General features: G+C 58.7%; 13 protein-coding genes. 4 read left to right on the forward strand and 9 right to left on the reverse strand.

The features are described from left to right. Positions 1 to 10: 10 nt before the first annotated feature. The 5 genes from ACFO3E_RS16255 to ACFO3E_RS16275 all read right to left on the reverse strand — a co-directional run bounded on the left by ACFO3E_RS16255 (position 11) and on the right by ACFO3E_RS16275 (position 6,629). Complete coding sequence (locus ACFO3E_RS16255; RefSeq protein ID WP_380806232.1) at positions 11 to 1,687, reverse strand: FAD-dependent oxidoreductase; 1,677 nt, start codon at positions 1,685 to 1,687, stop codon at positions 11 to 13. Positions 1,688 to 1,973: 286 nt separating this feature from the next. Beyond that, on the reverse strand, positions 1,974 to 3,260 hold the full coding sequence (locus ACFO3E_RS16260; protein WP_380806625.1) for a hypothetical protein: 1,287 nt from the start codon (positions 3,258 to 3,260) through the stop codon (positions 1,974 to 1,976). Positions 3,261 to 3,514: 254 nt separating this feature from the next. Then, on the reverse strand, positions 3,515 to 4,603 hold the full coding sequence (locus tag ACFO3E_RS16265; RefSeq protein ID WP_380806234.1) for a phosphotransferase: 1,089 nt from the start codon (positions 4,601 to 4,603) through the stop codon (positions 3,515 to 3,517). Positions 4,604 to 4,695: 92 nt separating this feature from the next. Then, complete coding sequence (locus ACFO3E_RS16270; protein WP_380806235.1) at positions 4,696 to 5,067, reverse strand: nuclear transport factor 2 family protein; 372 nt, start codon at positions 5,065 to 5,067, stop codon at positions 4,696 to 4,698. A gap of 14 nt (positions 5,068 to 5,081) precedes the next feature. Beyond that, on the reverse strand, positions 5,082 to 6,629 hold the full coding sequence (locus ACFO3E_RS16275; RefSeq protein WP_380806238.1) for a class I adenylate-forming enzyme family protein: 1,548 nt from the start codon (positions 6,627 to 6,629) through the stop codon (positions 5,082 to 5,084). A 220-nt stretch (positions 6,630 to 6,849) separates the two neighbouring features. Here ACFO3E_RS16275 and ACFO3E_RS16280 point away from each other — a divergent pair, with 220 nt between their 5' ends. Then, entirely contained in the window at positions 6,850 to 7,527 is a 678-nt protein-coding gene (locus tag ACFO3E_RS16280) for a VOC family protein (protein WP_380806241.1), read from the forward strand. Positions 7,528 to 7,533: 6 nt separating this feature from the next. Here ACFO3E_RS16280 and ACFO3E_RS16285 read toward each other — a convergent pair whose 3' ends face one another. Beyond that, positions 7,534 to 8,181, reverse strand: a complete 648-nt coding sequence (locus ACFO3E_RS16285; protein WP_380806243.1) for a TetR/AcrR family transcriptional regulator — start codon at positions 8,179 to 8,181, stop codon at positions 7,534 to 7,536. A 130-nt stretch (positions 8,182 to 8,311) separates the two neighbouring features. On the opposite strand from ACFO3E_RS16285, the gene ACFO3E_RS16290 reads away from it, so the two are divergent. Both ACFO3E_RS16290 and ACFO3E_RS16295 read left to right on the forward strand, forming a co-directional pair. After that, complete coding sequence (locus ACFO3E_RS16290; RefSeq protein WP_380806246.1) at positions 8,312 to 9,589, forward strand: amidohydrolase family protein; 1,278 nt, start codon at positions 8,312 to 8,314, stop codon at positions 9,587 to 9,589. Positions 9,590 to 9,635: 46 nt separating this feature from the next. Continuing rightward, the gene (locus ACFO3E_RS16295) at positions 9,636 to 9,902 is read left to right on the forward strand and encodes a hypothetical protein (protein WP_380806249.1); all 267 of its coding nucleotides are present in this window, start codon (positions 9,636 to 9,638) and stop codon (positions 9,900 to 9,902) included. 54 nt (positions 9,903 to 9,956) lie between these two features. Here the strand turns inward: ACFO3E_RS16295 and ACFO3E_RS16300 are convergent, their stop codons facing one another. The 3 genes from ACFO3E_RS16300 to ACFO3E_RS16310 all read right to left on the reverse strand — a co-directional run bounded on the left by ACFO3E_RS16300 (position 9,957) and on the right by ACFO3E_RS16310 (position 13,709). Further along, the gene (locus ACFO3E_RS16300; RefSeq protein ID WP_380806252.1) at positions 9,957 to 12,080 is read right to left on the reverse strand and encodes a TonB-dependent receptor; all 2,124 of its coding nucleotides are present in this window, start codon (positions 12,078 to 12,080) and stop codon (positions 9,957 to 9,959) included. Between the two features lie 319 nt (positions 12,081 to 12,399). Continuing rightward, positions 12,400 to 12,852, reverse strand: a complete 453-nt coding sequence (locus tag ACFO3E_RS16305; RefSeq protein ID WP_380806255.1) for a nuclear transport factor 2 family protein — start codon at positions 12,850 to 12,852, stop codon at positions 12,400 to 12,402. Beyond that, on the reverse strand, positions 12,849 to 13,709 hold the full coding sequence (locus tag ACFO3E_RS16310) for an SDR family NAD(P)-dependent oxidoreductase (RefSeq protein WP_380806258.1): 861 nt from the start codon (positions 13,707 to 13,709) through the stop codon (positions 12,849 to 12,851). The genes ACFO3E_RS16305 and ACFO3E_RS16310 overlap by 4 nt, the downstream gene beginning before the upstream one ends. 246 nt (positions 13,710 to 13,955) lie before the next feature. Between ACFO3E_RS16310 and ACFO3E_RS16315 the strand changes: the two genes are divergently transcribed. After that, positions 13,956 to 15,482, forward strand: coding sequence for a flavin-containing monooxygenase (locus ACFO3E_RS16315; RefSeq protein WP_380806261.1), 1,527 nt, complete (start codon positions 13,956 to 13,958; stop codon positions 15,480 to 15,482). Positions 15,483 to 15,485 lie beyond the last annotated feature (3 nt).

Genomic DNA, 15,485 nt, shown 5'->3' on the forward strand with positions numbered 1-15,485 from the left:
CCTCTAAACTCTAAAGAGAATGGTTGCCCAATCCCGCTGCGTGTCGGGCGGCGATCCAGCCGAATGTCATCGACGGCCCGACGCTGGATCCGGCGCCCGGATAGACCCTGCCCATGGGTGAGGCGGTGGAGACGCCGGTCGCGTACAGCCCCTCGATCGGGCTGCCATCGGCCCTCAGCACACGCGAATGGACGTCGGTGACAATGCCGCCATAGGTGCTGACGTCGCCCGGAACCACGTCGAAAGCATAGAAAGGAGCCTTCGCGATCGTGCCTAAATTGCGCATCGCTCCCTGCTTGCGATGGTCGCCCAGCCATCCGTCATAGGTGCGGTCGCCGCGATGGAAATCCTCGTCCGATCCCTTTTCGACAAAGCCGTTCCAGCGGTCGATCGTGGCCTTGAGAGCAGGGGGATCGATGTTGATCAGCTTGGCTAGCTCCTCGATCGTATCGGCCTTCTTGACATAGTCGCTTTCCAGCCAGGCCTTTGGCGTCTTGCCGACGCCTCCGCTAGCGAGGGTGAACTGGTCCATGAACTGCTGGTCGGCGATGCCCCAGCTCGGCACAGCGGGAATGCTCTTGTTCCGCTCCAGCATTCGCTCGCAATATTCCTCGTAAGATCCGCCCTCGTTCATGTAGCGGTCACCGCTCTGGTCGACCAAAATGGCGTGCGGCTTGGCGGTGACCCCCTGGGCGCAGGGCGGCATATAGGCCTGTTCCCAGCCCGGTGCGCGGATCATTTGATAGCCGACCATCTGGTCCATCTGCGCCAGAACGCCGCCAATCCGCTCCATTTCGCGGTGCATGTCGCCGGTATCGCCTTCGGGCGTCAACGACCATTCGGCACGCGTGCCGGGCATATAGCGGTCGCGCATCTCCTGATTGCGTGCAAAGCCGCCGGCATTGACCAGCACGCCCAGCCGCGCGCCCACGCGCCAAGGCTTGTCGTCCTTGACCGTGACGACGCCCGTCACTTTGCCGTCCTCAACGACCAGTTCCGATACTGGGCTTTCCAGCCGGATGTCGACGCCCGCCTTTAGCGCCGCCTGCAACATCCGCCCCTGAAGCGCGGCGCCGGCCGACACCCAATGTTTACCGGTCAGCTTGCCCAGGATCAGCTTCACGCCAACCCGGCCCATCAGCGCAATTTTCGCAAGCGGGGGCAAGAAGCCCAGCCGGATGCCATCGTCCAGCCGCACCGGCAGCTCCACGGTGCCGGTGCGCAGGCGGGGTGCCCATTCCTTCAGCTGGCTCTTGTCGTACGGCTTGGCGACGACGGTCCGGCTGGTCTTAACACCGCCGGGCAGTTCGTCATAATAATCGGGCCAGAAGCGCGATCCGCGCTCCAGCTCGACCCCGTTTTTCAGTAGAAATTCGACCATCTGCCGACCCTGAACGATATAGGCCATGCGCTTTTCTCGGGACGTGCCCGGCTGATCGGGCGCGTCACCGACCACGGCGTCGAGATAGGTCATCGCCTTTTCGACGCTATCCTCGCCCGGGTCCATGAAGGGATTGTCGGGCATCCACATGACACCACCGGACTTTGCCGATGTGCCGCCCGCGTACTCAGTCTTTTCCAAAATAACGACGGATTTGCCGGTCTGGCGCATAAGTAGGCCAGAACTCATCGATCCTGCGCCGCTGCCAATTACGACCCAGTCGAATGTCTCGTCGAAACCCACCATATCTTTTCCTTATGCCCACCAATATGTGATGCGCTTAGACGATTGACGATCTGCGGCGCCAAAACAAGAGGACCATAAAATCTTCGTCCGGCCGATGCTTGGCCTCCGTAAATATAGAAGATGCCGCCACTGAATGCGTGCAACAGCGACAAAAATGTTGATAACCGCTCAATGGGCTCGGGTCCTGAATTAAGGCGAAAGTAAGTGGCCGACGGCGGCGAGAGGGAGTCATAGCAGCGCGCTAGATAGGCAGTTTTCAAAGTCCGCCTCGAAAGGCGCAGAACTCTCACCGGAGCACATCCCGAAACAGACGAAGTAGCGAAAGCGCGTGGAGCCCTGAAACGACCAACATCGTGAGCGTGTAAAGCGCCAGGAAGCCCATATCGAACCATTCACCCAGCAGCCTCGCCAAAGGCACGCTGAGCAGGGACCCGGCCAGAAACGGCAGGGATATTTTTAAAAGTAGATTGAAGCGTCCCAGAGCTGCTTGGATATAGACTGAGACACAGACGACCGCCAGCGATGGCAATGCGCCGATGATAAGCAGCAGGTCGATAATCCCAATTGAAGCGCGCTCTGCAAACAGCATGGTAAAGAGCCATTGGCCTGCCATCAGCAAGGCTCCCGATGCAGCGAGCGCGAAGAGGAAAGCAATTCCGACAGCACGGATCAGCAACTGGTGCAAACGCGGCGCATCGTTCGCATGGAAAGCCCAGGTAATGCGCGGCAGCGTAGCCTCAACCATTGCGCGAAAGATCATGGAAAGCCCGCGCGACATCTTGAAGTAGAAGTCGAACAGCAGTACCGGCCGCGGATCCCGCGTCGCTAGGGCAAGTGTAAAATAGGGTGCGTTATAGGCGACGAATTCCGACATCGTGAACAGTGCCGACGCGCCGATATCGCGCAGATAGTTAGCCCTGACATGCGCCGCGCCTCGGTGGAACGCCAGCCAATGGCGCGCCGTCATTCCAAGCCGTTTATGAACGAGCGCGATGGCATAGGCGATCACGGCCAAGCTGATAGTCAGCTGCAAAAGGATTGAGAGGCGCGGATCGAGCCCCTTCAGGATGAGCAGCAACAGGGCAATAGTCATCATCCTCCGGACGCAATCTAGAGCTTCCCACAGGAAATTGCCGTCGACTGCCGCGAGTGCTCGCTTGGCCATCAGCGCGGGGAGGTTCGCGCAGGCCGACAAAAAGAAGAGCATGAAGAGCAGCGGCATCGTCGTGCCGATCGCTCCGGCTACGAAGGCAACTATCAGGATCAGAAGACCGCAGAAGATCAGCGTGCCAAGGAAGAGGAACAAGACGCCCATCTCTTCCAAACGGAAGCCTCCAGACCCTTCATCCCTGTGCCCGAGCCAATGACGGCGCAGCCGCGCATAGATGATGCTGGTCAAGCCCAACTCCGCTGAAATGGTGAAATTACCAAATGCAATCAAGAGCAAGAATGTCTGGAACTCACGCAGGTCTAGAACGCGTACAAACACATAGGTGACCGCGAAGCCCCAGATCAGCGTCAATCCAACATTGGCGAGCTTGATGAGCGCAAGGAAGCGGACAGACTCCTCCATCCTGGTCACGGACCTGCCGCCAGCAGCGCTCATTTGCCGCAACTCCCTACAGGTTCGTCGGCGCCAAACTGGCCACCATAACGCTCGAAAGGGCTGCCGCGGATGCGGTCCGTCGCGCTCGCGTTGGTTTCTCCAGCTGAACACCGGCAGCACAAACAAGATCGGGATATTTAGTCATATTGATGCACATGATCCCACTGGCCAGAGCTGCGTCCGAGCTGACTCAGAGCCATCGATGTTCTCTGATTAACGGATCAGTCTAGATAGGCGAGGCTACAATGATCGCGTATATGCTGGGCGGCGGCATTCACCATTTGAATGAACATACGGTCGCCGCGTGCGGTGCGGACAACGGCCATCGCGCCTCCCATTCCGGTTGCCAGCAGGCGGAACGCGCCGATTGCATAGTCGCGCTCGAGATCTGCCATCGTGTAATCTTTGACGCCCCGCGAAATTAAAGCATCGAGATAAAGTTGCAGCAGTTCTGGCTCGTGCGCCCTCAATGTCTCTGCCGGTAGTGCCCCCGCAAGAAAATAGGCGAGGTCGTCGGCACCGGCCGCCCAGGACAGCGTTTGCCAGTCAAGCACCGTCACCGCATGGCCGCCCTCGGGCGTTGCAAACATCATGTTGTCTGGGCGGAAGTCGTAATGGGCGATGGTCTTGAACTTGCGCGGGATCGCCCGATAGTGATCAACCCGCTCAGCATAGCGGCGGCATGCGGTGACCGCGTGGTCCGTCAACTGACCCGCATAGCGTTCGGTGAAGCCTTCGCAGGTCTTCATCACCACGTCGGCGGCCGGCAATTTGGTGGTCGATCGCGTGGTCTGCTTGATCCAGTCGATTTCGGCGAGGCGTGGATCGCCCCAATAGGGAGCATGGAGCTTGGCAGCCTCCTCGACCACCAGGCGCGCCTGATCCAAGGTGACGCCCGCAAGCTGGTCGCCCTGCCGTGCGGGCGAGAGGTCCTCCAGCAGCAGCACGAAAGCGCCGCTGTCCGCATCCAGCTCCGCCAGATAGCAGCGGGGCGCGGCAACATCGGTCGTGAGCGCTAGGTCGCGGTAGAAGCGCACTTCCCGCACATAATCGCCGCCTGCCATGCCAGCCCGGCAGCTGGCCGGATCGGACGAGGGGAATTTGCCAATAAGGCTGCGCGGGCCGGGCGCGCCATCATCCGCATAGTGGATGACAAAGCGCATGCACTCGCCAGTCTGTCCGGTCCCGATGGGCTTTGCCTCCACGCTCGCAACAGCGGCGTCAATACCGGCGCCCTTAAGCACCTGCGCCATCCAGGCGGCATCGATTGCTTCGGGACGGCGGATGTCGGCGGCGAGTGCTTGGGTCATGGCGCAGGACTAGTAGCGACGGCTTGCGCCGCCAAGTGATGCCGGGCCGTCGTGCCAATTCACCGCCCGCGCGATGGCGCACTGTGCGGCGATCATTCCTCCACGCCCCAATGGTCCCAGGCATTTGTCGCGTTCCAGGTGTGCCACAGCCGACCGTCCTTGATGCGGAAAGTCTCGATGCTGCTCAGCTTGGCATATTTCTCGATTGGACTGGTCATGTTCCACACCGAACTTGCGGCATGGTCGTCCGCGACCAGCACTTCATGACTGAAATGCGGCTGCATTTCCTCTACCATCTTGCGCACGCGCTCGACCTGGTCGTCATGGTGGATGACGACGATCTTGCCTGGATAGTGACGCACCATGGGATCGGTGCAGATCTCGCGGATCAGCTCCACATTCCCCTTGTTCCAGACTTCTTCCCAATAGAGTTCGATAAGTTCGCGCGGCGTTCGCACTGTCATGGCATGGCCTCCTTTCAGGCCGCGCGGCCCAACCGGTCGGCGATCAGCGCCTGCAGCGGCCGGCGGGCGACCTTGTTCGAATGCAACATCGGAATATCCTCGCGGCTGATTTCGACGTAAGCGCGCGGCACCTTGAAGCTGGAAAGGCGCGCGCGCATGTCCTTTTCTATGGCTACGAAGTCGAGCGTCTGACCTGCCTCCGCGACAAGCGCGGCGACGACAACTTGGCCCCGCTCATCGTCGGGCAAGCCGAACACATAAGCGGCGCCGACTTGGGGCAGGCGCTGCAACTCCATTTCGACCTCAGCAGGAGAGACATTGGAGCCGTTAGTCTTGATTATGTCGCCGTCGCGACCGACAAAATTGATGCGGCGGCCCTCGGGACGCTCTTCGACCCGGCCAAGGTCGCCAGTGCGCAGGAAGCCGTCGGTAGTATAATAGGGATGGCGCTCCAGCTTGTGCAGCGCTGGCGCCAGCGCATAGCCGCGGACCTGGATCTCACCAGTTTCACCGTCAGTGACAGGATTGCCCTCTTCGTCCACAACGCGAATTTCGTAACGATCCGCGACATGATCTAGTGGCGGACAGAGAGGGTAGCCTGCCGCGCGTAATTGCCTGCCATAGGAATAGGGGCCGAATGTTTCGCTCATGCCCAAGCCCCAGAACACCGGGGCGTGACCCATTTCTTTCATCACGTCGTCGGTCAACACCGCGCCCATGGCATGGCGGCTGCTGGTCGATGTTCCCTCGGTGCAGACCGTGACGCCGCCCGCTACCCAGTCGGCGAGCAGAAACATCGCCATACCGCCGATCCAGAACATCGGCATGGAGGCGATCGTGTGGGCTCCGCGTTTCACTTGGGTCATCTTCGCCAAATAGCGTGAGCGGAACATGGCCGGCCCGTGCAGATGCTTGACCCCCTTTGGCAGCGCCATCGACCCAGAGGTGTAGATTTCCAGCATTTGGTCTGACGGATGAACTTCCGCTTCCACCTCCTTCAGAAAGGCTTCATCGACCCTCTCAGCTGCCCCGCTCAGCCAATCCATGCCGTGTATAGCGGCCGGGAGGTGATCACCGGACGAGACGATCCAGCGCAGGAACGGCACGCGCGCGACGAGAAGGTCAGGTCTAGTTGCGTCCCACAGTTCCGGAAGGGCGGCGCACAGCCGATCGATATAATCATGACCTAGCAGTGTCCGCTGGACCAGAAGACCGTGCACGTCCGATTGGCGCAGGACGCGGACCAACTCCTCCGCCTTTATCAGCGTGCTGATGGGGACCGCGATGGCACCAAGCCGCGCAATGGCGGCAAATGTAACGGCGAAGGACGGGCCGTTGCCGTAGATGAAGCCGATGCGGCTGCCTTTGCCCACACCACGCGCAAGAAGGCCGCGGGCAAGGCGGGCAGACTCCCGCTCCAGCGCCACGAAGCTCATCTCCTCCTCGGCGATATTGTCGCCGGTCAGGCGGATAGCAACTTCGTCGCCATAGGCCTGTGCTGCGGCACGGACCATCTGACCTAGCGTGCCGATCTCCTCGGACATTGGATCGTCGATCACCATTGCCTTTCCTTCCACTCCCGAAAGCCTCTGTGACGCGTTGATCGCGCCTGATCCATCACGCGATGGCCACCATCAGGAGCTAAAATAGCGATCCGGAGAAATCCATGCCGGCAGCGGATATCGTGGGGGCATTGTAGCAGAGCAGCGCGAAAGCCCTTAGAGGGAGTAGACACATGCCGGGGCAACCGCTGCGCCGGGTCAAAGACAGGATGAACCCCTCATGCGCCTTGCCAAACCGGCCGTGGACGTCGGGCTCAGCACTAATCGTCCCGACGCGCATCTCACTTTCTGGCGCGATCAAGTTGGCCTTGCCTTAGATGCCCATCTGCCCATAGGCCCTCATCAAATTCAGCATCGCTTTCATGCAGGGGGCAGCATCGTGAAGGTGAACGGGTTCGCCGAGCCACTGCCTGATGGTCCGCGGGCCGGCTATCGCGAAGTGCTGATAGCGCGAGAGATGGCCAGCATTCCGACGCAGTTGGTGGACCCGGACGGCTCAGCGCTGACGATCGTGCCGCCTGGGTTTGAAGGCATCGGGCAGATCGGTATACGTATTGCTGTGCGTGATCTCGCGGCGCATCGCCGCTTTTACACGCAGTGCCTGGGACTACCGGAAGAGGGGGTTGGCCGTTTCCGGGCAGGTGAGACGCTGCTGATTCTGGAGGAGGACCCGCAGGCCAATCCTGATGCCGCGCAACCCAGCGTGGGCTGGCGCTACATCACGTTTCAGATCTTCAAGGCGGACGAGGCGCATTCCCATGCGCTCGTGCATGGTGCTCGGGAAGCGCGTCCGCCCACGACCCTGAGGGACGTTGCCCGTTTTTCGATCATCCGCGACCCCGATGGCAATGCCATTGAACTGTCGCAGCGCGCCTCCATTGTTGGTAACCTGGATTGAGCGGCGCTATGCTCTTTCCTGCATTGTGGCGGCGATCATATTGGCAAGAGAGGCGATCACCTCGTCCTTATCAGCGCCGTGGTCAGGATAAAGGTTGAGGGCGGAGACGGTCGCCAGTCGCTCCAGAGCAGTGACGAGAACCGTTGCCATGGCAGTGGGCGAGCAGGGGAGGCCATCCTTGAAAGGCGGGTTACCGATCTTCCCGGCAAGGGCGTTGGTCAGCTCTTCAGCCGACATGACGCGTAGCTTGATGAAGCGTTCATCACCCTGATCCGCCAGACGATTGCGCGCGCGTAGCAGCGGCGCATTCAGCGACCAATAGTTGAGATAGGAGGTGACGAAATTACCGGCGCTAGCGAATAAGTCAGATTTCGGCCAAGGCTGAGCAAGCAAATCGAGTAGATCCTGTTGATTATGTTCTCGCTGCTCCAAAAGCGCTAGAACAGCTTCGCCTACGTCACTGAAATAAAGATAGAAAGCGGGAGCAGACATCCCTGCTTCCCGCGCGACCGCTGCTGCTGTCGGCGCAACGCCGCGCATGTCGGCAAGCAGTCTTCCCAGAGCTTCCAGCACGCGATCGCGGGTGCCGCTTCCTTTGCGACCCAGCACCTGGCCCGACTTATTGCGCTTTCTGGTGATCTGCTTGCGGATCATCTGCTCCAAATTCCCGAACCTTTTGCCGCAGTATAGCCTTTACCTTTCCCCGCACCATGCTAAATAAACTGAATGGTATTAAGTTTTAGAGTCGGCGACGGCTCAGGGAATGTGCGAGAGGAGTTCCATCATGGCTGACCCGACAGAAGTGCAAGACGAGAATGCGGTAGAACTGGCTGCCAAGAGCTATTGGGCGGACGCGGGCTGGACCGCCGGTGGCGTCATTCGCGAAGTCGATTATTCGACCCAGTCAGGCGGCCTCCACCCCTCGCTCCAGGGAATCAAGATCGTCGATTGCGATACGCACGTCACCGAGGCGCCGGACATGTTCACCAGCCGCGCACCGGCAAAGTGGAAGGACCGCGTGCCGCAGGTGAAGCGCGTGGATGGGGTCGATCGCTGGTTCGTCGGAGACCTGAATTTTGGATCGCTGGGCGGCAATGTCATCCGCAACGACAACAATAAGCTGCTGGGGCGTCTTGCCTTCCCCACGATCGATGAAGGCCATCAGGGTTCCTACCTCGTCGGGCCGCGACTTAAGGCGATGGATGACATGGGCGTGTGGGCGCAGATCTGCTACCATAATAGTGGTGTGACCCAGGCCGGATCGCTGATGGCGCTGGGCGACAATGAACTAGCCGTCGGCATCCTCAAGATGTTCAACGACGCCGCGATCGAGCGTCAGGAAGAATCCGGGCAGCGCTTGTTCACGCTCGCCCATCTGCCGATCTGGGACAATGGGGCGATGATGGACGAAGCGCGCCGGGTGCTCGATGCAGGGCTGAAGGGCTTTGTGTTGCCCGACACGCCCGAGCGCCTGGGCCTGCCGTCTTTCATGCACGACTATTGGACGCCGTTCCTGGAATTGTGCGAAGAACGCGGCGCGCCGCTCAACTTCCACCTGAACGCGGCGATCGATCCGTCGACGCTGACCTGGGAAGGGTTCGAATTCGAACAAACCCTGTCGGTCATCGCCACCATGTACTCGATCGGCAACGCCGCAACGCTTGGAAATTGGATGGTGTCAGGCCGCCTCGACCGTCATCCCAAGTTGAAGATCGGCCTTATTGAAAGCGGTATGGGCTGGGTGCCCTTCGCCGTCGAGGCGCTGGAGCATCAGTTCAATGAAATGCTGCCGCGCATGTCTAAGGTGCTGACGCGCCGGCCCTGGGACTATTTCCGTGATCATTTCTGGTGCACCTACTGGTTCGAAAAAATCGGGCCCAAGCAATTGCTGGAAACGATCGGCGTCGACAATGTGCTGTTCGAAACCGATTTCCCGCACCCGACCTCGCTCTATCCGGGCGTTCAGGATCATATTGTCGACACCCTCGGCGGGTATGATTATGAGATAAAGAAGAAAGTGCTTCAGAGCAACGCATCCAAACTCTACAATCTACCGTTCTGATCGACACGGGGCCGAGAGAAGCGGCCCCCCATTCGCGGAGGCACACATGACCGGTCAGACGCATGAGGACATTCAGGCCATTGCTGATACTGTCGTGGAAATGGAGGAAGAGCTGGAGGTGTCCGGCTATGTCACGTTGGAAGAGGCTGAACTTCTACGCTTGAAGACCTTGTTGCACGAATGGGTCGACAGCGTGGCCGGTGTTGTAGCGACACCGGCGCTGGGCCGCGTGACGCTGATCCACCGGCATGGGCGCAAGTCGAGCATTGCTTCGGCAGACCTCCCATTCATGTTGAGCACGCCTGCGTCCTGACCAAGAAAGGGCGCCGGAATAGGGATTCCGGCGCCGGATCTTTCCAAACTACTCTCAGAAGCTGTAATGCGCCGATACACCATAGGTACGCGGCGGAGCATATGCGATCGCGTCGCTGTCGGCGATGAGCGCGGCGCCAATATAATTAGTGTTAGTCAGATTCTTGCCCCACAGTTCAATCCGGACCTCGGTTCCAGCCGGCTGAAACGATAGCTGTCCGTTTAGGATACTATAGGGTTTCTGGCTGACCCGGTTCGCGCTGTCATAGAATACACGTCCGGAACGGGAGAAGGATAGGTTGGCGCCGAAGGTGCCCGGATCAAAGCTCTTACGGTAATCGGCTACCAGGCTGAGACTATATTTCGGAGAACGGGTCATCCAGTTCCCTTCCGCATTTGGCAGAATAACGGTTTCGTTTCCGACAAGGCCGATGCCGGGCACAGGTGCCTTGGGCTGCTGCACGGTGGCATTGGGGAAGTCGTCATATTTCGCGTCAAGCACGGATACGCCTGCGCTCAATGACAAGCCGTCTATCGGGCGCCACATGGCGTCCGCATCGACACCATAGATCCGAGCCTTGGCGGCATTGACGATAACGTTTGTTCCAATCGTCTGCTGCACCTGAACTTGAAGATTTGAATAGTCGTAATAGTAACTCGCGACATTGAAACTGATATCCCGTGAGGGCGCGGATTTGAGGCCGACCTCGTACGCCTTGATCGTCTCAGGCTGGAAAAACTGGCCAGTTAGGAAGCTAAGATTAGTGCCCCCACTCTTGAAGCCCTGGCTGTAGGTGAAATAAACGTTGGTTCGGTCCGCAATGTCGTATTTTACCGACAGGCGTGGCGTCCAACTATCGAAGGTGATCTTCTGGCCCAGCATGCCAAAGCCTTCAGGTTCGGTCGGCCCAAACGAGATGCTGCCGCGATCCTGCTTGCTTTCCCAGCTGTAACGAATGCCACCGATCACCTTCAACCTGTCGGTGATATCCAGATTTGCTTCCGCAAAACCCGCGACGGCTTCGGTCACGACGGCCGCGTTGAACGAAAAGCGCGTGGCGATATCCTTAGTCGCGTCGATATGGATCGGATCATACCGATTGTCATCATGATAATAATAGGCTCCCGCGACAAAGCTGAACGGCCCGAACTTTTCGGACGCGAACGAAAGTTCCTGGGAATAATATTCATCCGGTGCATAGAAATCGACGGCCGCGCCATAGCCCGTCGGCCCGGTGAAGGCACGATCGCTGTCATAAGCGATTGAGGCCTTTATCTTTGCATAGGCCGTGATGCTGTTCAGCGTCCCGATTTCACCGATAGTAAAATTCCCTGTGATCGATCCCGATGCTTCCTTGACGCGCAGGTAAGAGTCTGTGTCGAGCGACAATTGTCGGGGGCGTGTCGCGATTATCGCGGTCGGATCGGTGTGGGCCGGCGTATTGGAATTCAGTGCAATCCCGCTGCCTGCATCAGAATTGAAGCGGTCCTGGTACTGGCCTATCACAGTAATCTTGGCCCATTCCGCTGGCTCGAACAAGATTTTGCCTCGAATGACCTTCGTGCGCAGGCCGCGCGGTCGCAGGTCACGGGCAATGTCATAATCGTAGCTGTCTCGACGGTTGTAAATTCCGCTAAGGCTAACTGCCAGGACATTGTCGATCAGCGGCGCGGATACAAAGCCTTGGACCTTGAAATCATCATAGTTGCCATAGCTGACCGTGAATTTTCCCTTCGGCGCATAGGAAGGTGTCTTTGTGAACAAGGAAATAGCGCCTCCTGTGGCGTTCCGGCCGAACAGCGTGCCCTGCGGCCCCTTGGCTACCTCGATCCGATCCAGATCGACAAATTCCAGGAAATTCGCGAGCTGATTTGGCTGCATTACGCCATCAACATAGACCGCTACCGGCGCTTCAGTGCCTGGTCCCGCCAATGTGCTGGAAACGCCGCGAATGGCGGGTTGAAGGAAGTTGCCGAACTGGTCGATCTTTACCCCTGGCACCAGTTGCGACACTCCAAGCAGACTGGTCACACCAGAGCGTTCCAGCTGCTCGCCAGTCTTTGCGGCGATCGAGAGCGGAACGTCCATGATTGATTCCGATCTGCGCTGTGCGGTCACGACGATGTCGGCCAAGTTGACCGTAGCTTGTTCCTGCGGTGCAACCTTGTCCTGCGCCATGGCGCCGGTGGAACTGAAAAGGCAGAGATTAGAAAGTACCGTGGCCAAAGCTATACGCGAACAATGCATGCCTTTTTCCCCTCTCCATTCACGCAGCGACAAGCTACGGTTGCCCGCCGCTTTCGGCGCGGACACTGCGTTGCAGTTCTCATGTCATTGTCCCCGGAACGACGGATCTCCGCGCTCAGGAAGACTCACCGATGCTAACGCGTTTACGAGACCCTGGTCAATGTAATGCGCATGTCCAAATCTAATAAATTCTACGATCAGAATTGAGGCCAGGGAGGGGGAGCAATCGACTTCAATGGGAGCGAGACACTCAGCTGGACTCGGCCGGCCCAATGTCCATGCGCAGACGGGTCACCCGCTGAGTTTTGATCCGCCAGCCGGCGTCCGATTTCACATAGCTTTCGTGATAATGACCGAAGCCGGTAAATTCCGATATTCCAGGCTGCGCGTCCGGGCCGGCCTTTAGCCGATCAACAAAGGCCCAAATCCCCGTGGCACTCGTTGGGGATGTCAATTTGATTTCCGGCGTCTGTCCATGATGCACCGTCACAATGCCGGTCAGCGCGCGAGCAACGAAAGCGACGAAATCCTCGCGCGCACCCCGGAAGCTGGTGCCATCGGCCGGCATCTCATGCTCGATCTCCTGCTCCCACACTTCTGTCCATCCCGCCCAATCCTTCCTATCTAGTAACCGAAAATAACGCGCCTTGAGTTGCTTGATCGCTTCGATGTCCAACAGTTGCTGGCCTATGTCGCTGTTCATTGCCTTCGCTCCTTGACCTTAGTCCCCTCCATCCTGGCATAGGCATCCAATATGGCTCGATGATCCTGTTCGATCCGGTCACGATATGCACCGTGCGTAATGATATAGGGTGGGCGGCGCTCCAGCTCTTCCAACAGACTGCGTACGGCATAATCGGGGCTCGCAGTATGAGTGCTCGGATCGATCTGTGCGTCGGCCAACATTGCCGTCAAATCCTCCATGTCGAACAACGAAGGACCGAGCGCCTCTGGTCGCGCGGCGGCGCTGCTTTCCAGATGGCGCGTTGTCATGCCTGCGGGAAAGAGCAGTGTGACGTTGATTCCCTCCGCCGCTAGCTCGCGACGCAGCACCTCGCCGTATCCCACCACGGCATATTTGGTCGTCACATAAGCAGCCATACGGGCTGCGGGCTGAAAGAAGCTAGCCGATGCGGTGAGCACGACATGCCGCTTCGCGCGTGTGCTCCTACGCAGCAGTGGCAAGAAGGCGCGCACGCTGTGAATGACGCCCATTACGTTGACTGAAATCACCCATTGCCAGTCGGCTTCGCTGAGCGTTTCGATAGCGCCGAACTGTTGCACGCCTACATTGGCGCATAGGACGTCGCACCCGCCCAGCTTTTGCTGCACGATCGCAGTCGCTCGTGTGAGCGACGCTGCGTCCGCGACATCAACTGCCAGGCTGATGGCGTCGGCGCCTTCTGCGCGCAGTTCCACTGCCTTTGCTTCGGCGCTCGTCCCATCGACGTCGAGCAGAGCAATCCGGGCGCCTGCATGCGCAAAGCGGTCGGCGATAGCCGCACCAAGGCCCGATCCGCCGCCAGTGACGACGACGCTGCTGCCACGATAGTCGGGCACGGTCCGCTCCTGCCATGTGTTTATGGCCCAGACTTATAGATAGGTCTCGCTTACAGCAATCGGCGCGTGCATCGTGGGGTCGATCATTGCTGCGGCGCCGCGTAGTTGACCGATGTTTGCTGCGGTCCGGTTGCATCTTCCGTCTCACTGTGCTCAACGCACATTCAATGAACGTCGGCATGTTTATTTTGATGCCGCAGATCCCGGATTGAACAAGACCGGCGATCAACGGATTGGAGTGCAAGGATGGTCGAGGTGGAGAGCGGTTCCCAAGGGCGCAAGCTGCGTTTCGTAATTATCGGGGCGGGCATGGCTGGGGTGCTGGCTGGCATCAAGTGCAAGGAACGGGGCGAAGAATTCACCATCTATGAAAAGGGCGACAAGGTCGGCGGTACTTGGCGCGAGAACCATTATCCTGGGTTGGCCTGCGATACGCCGGCGCATACCTATAGCTATTCCTTCGCTCATAATCCTGACTGGAGCAGCTATTTTGCTCCCGGGCCCGAGATCCGCGAATATTTTCAGGCAATGGCGGACCGATACGGCGTCAGCGAGCATATTGTCTTCAATGCCGAGATCGCCGAATGCCGTTGGCAGGAGGGGCGTTGGCACATCCGTACCAAGGACGGCCGCAGCGATGTCGCTGATGTAATCGTGGCCGCTACCGGCGTCCTTCACCATCCCAAAATCGCCGATATTCCGGGGCTAAACAGCTTTGCAGGTCCCTATTTTCACAGTGCGCGCTGGGATCACAGCGTCGAAATCGATGGCAAGAAGATCGGAGTGATCGGTACTGGATCGACCGGCGTGCAAATCGTGTCGGCGCTATGCAAACGTGCAGGGAAACTGGTGCATTTTCAACGATCGCCACAATGGATCATGCCCAGCACTAATCCGCCTTACAGCGAAGCGCAAAGGGCGGCGTTCCGGGCGGATCCCACTCTGATCGATGCAGAGCGCAACGCTCCTGAGGCGCTGGCCCGCCGTGCTCGGTTTACCGCGGCGATAATTGACAAGGACTCGCCTGAGTTAGCCGAGATTGAAGCGATCGTTGCAAAGAATCTTCAAGATAGCGTGGCCGATCCAGCGCTCCGTGCGAAGTTGACACCCAACTACCGTGCGGCGTGCAAGCGCATGGTCTTTTCCGGCGACTATTATCGGTCCGTTCAGGAATCGACCGTGTATATCGAAACGGGCGCGATCGATCATGTTGAGCCGAGTGGCATTCGCATGAAAGACGGTACCTTCCACGAACTTGATGTCATCGCACTCGCAACTGGCTTCCATGCAGACCGTTTCGTGCGGCCTATGACCGTGATTGGTGAAAATGGGGAGGATCTTAGCGATTTCTGGTCGGAACGTCCTCGTGCCTATTTCGCGGTTACGGTACCGCATTTTCCCAACTTCTTCCTGCTAAATGGTCCGACTGGACCTGTGGGTAATTTCTCTCTGACCGACATTGCCGAACGGCAATGGGAATATTCCGACCAGTTGCTCAACTTGGTACGCGAGGGCAAGGCGCAGGCTATCGCACCCAGCATGGAAGCGCTGCTGGACTATGAAACTCGGCGCAAGGCGGCGGCGATGAATACCGTCTTTGCGTCGGGCTGCAGCAGCTGGTATCTCGACTCCGAAGGCGTGCCGCAGGTGTGGCCCTGGAGCTACCCATATTTCCTCGATGTCATGGCTAATCCCAGGTTCGAGGATTATCAGCTGATCGGGGCGGCCGATGATGACGGCGACGACGAAAAAAAATCTTCCGCCGCAGGCTGAGTT

The sequence above is a fragment of the Sphingobium tyrosinilyticum genome, assembly GCF_042654265.1.
In the GTDB taxonomy this organism is placed as follows: domain Bacteria; phylum Pseudomonadota; class Alphaproteobacteria; order Sphingomonadales; family Sphingomonadaceae; genus Sphingobium; species Sphingobium tyrosinilyticum.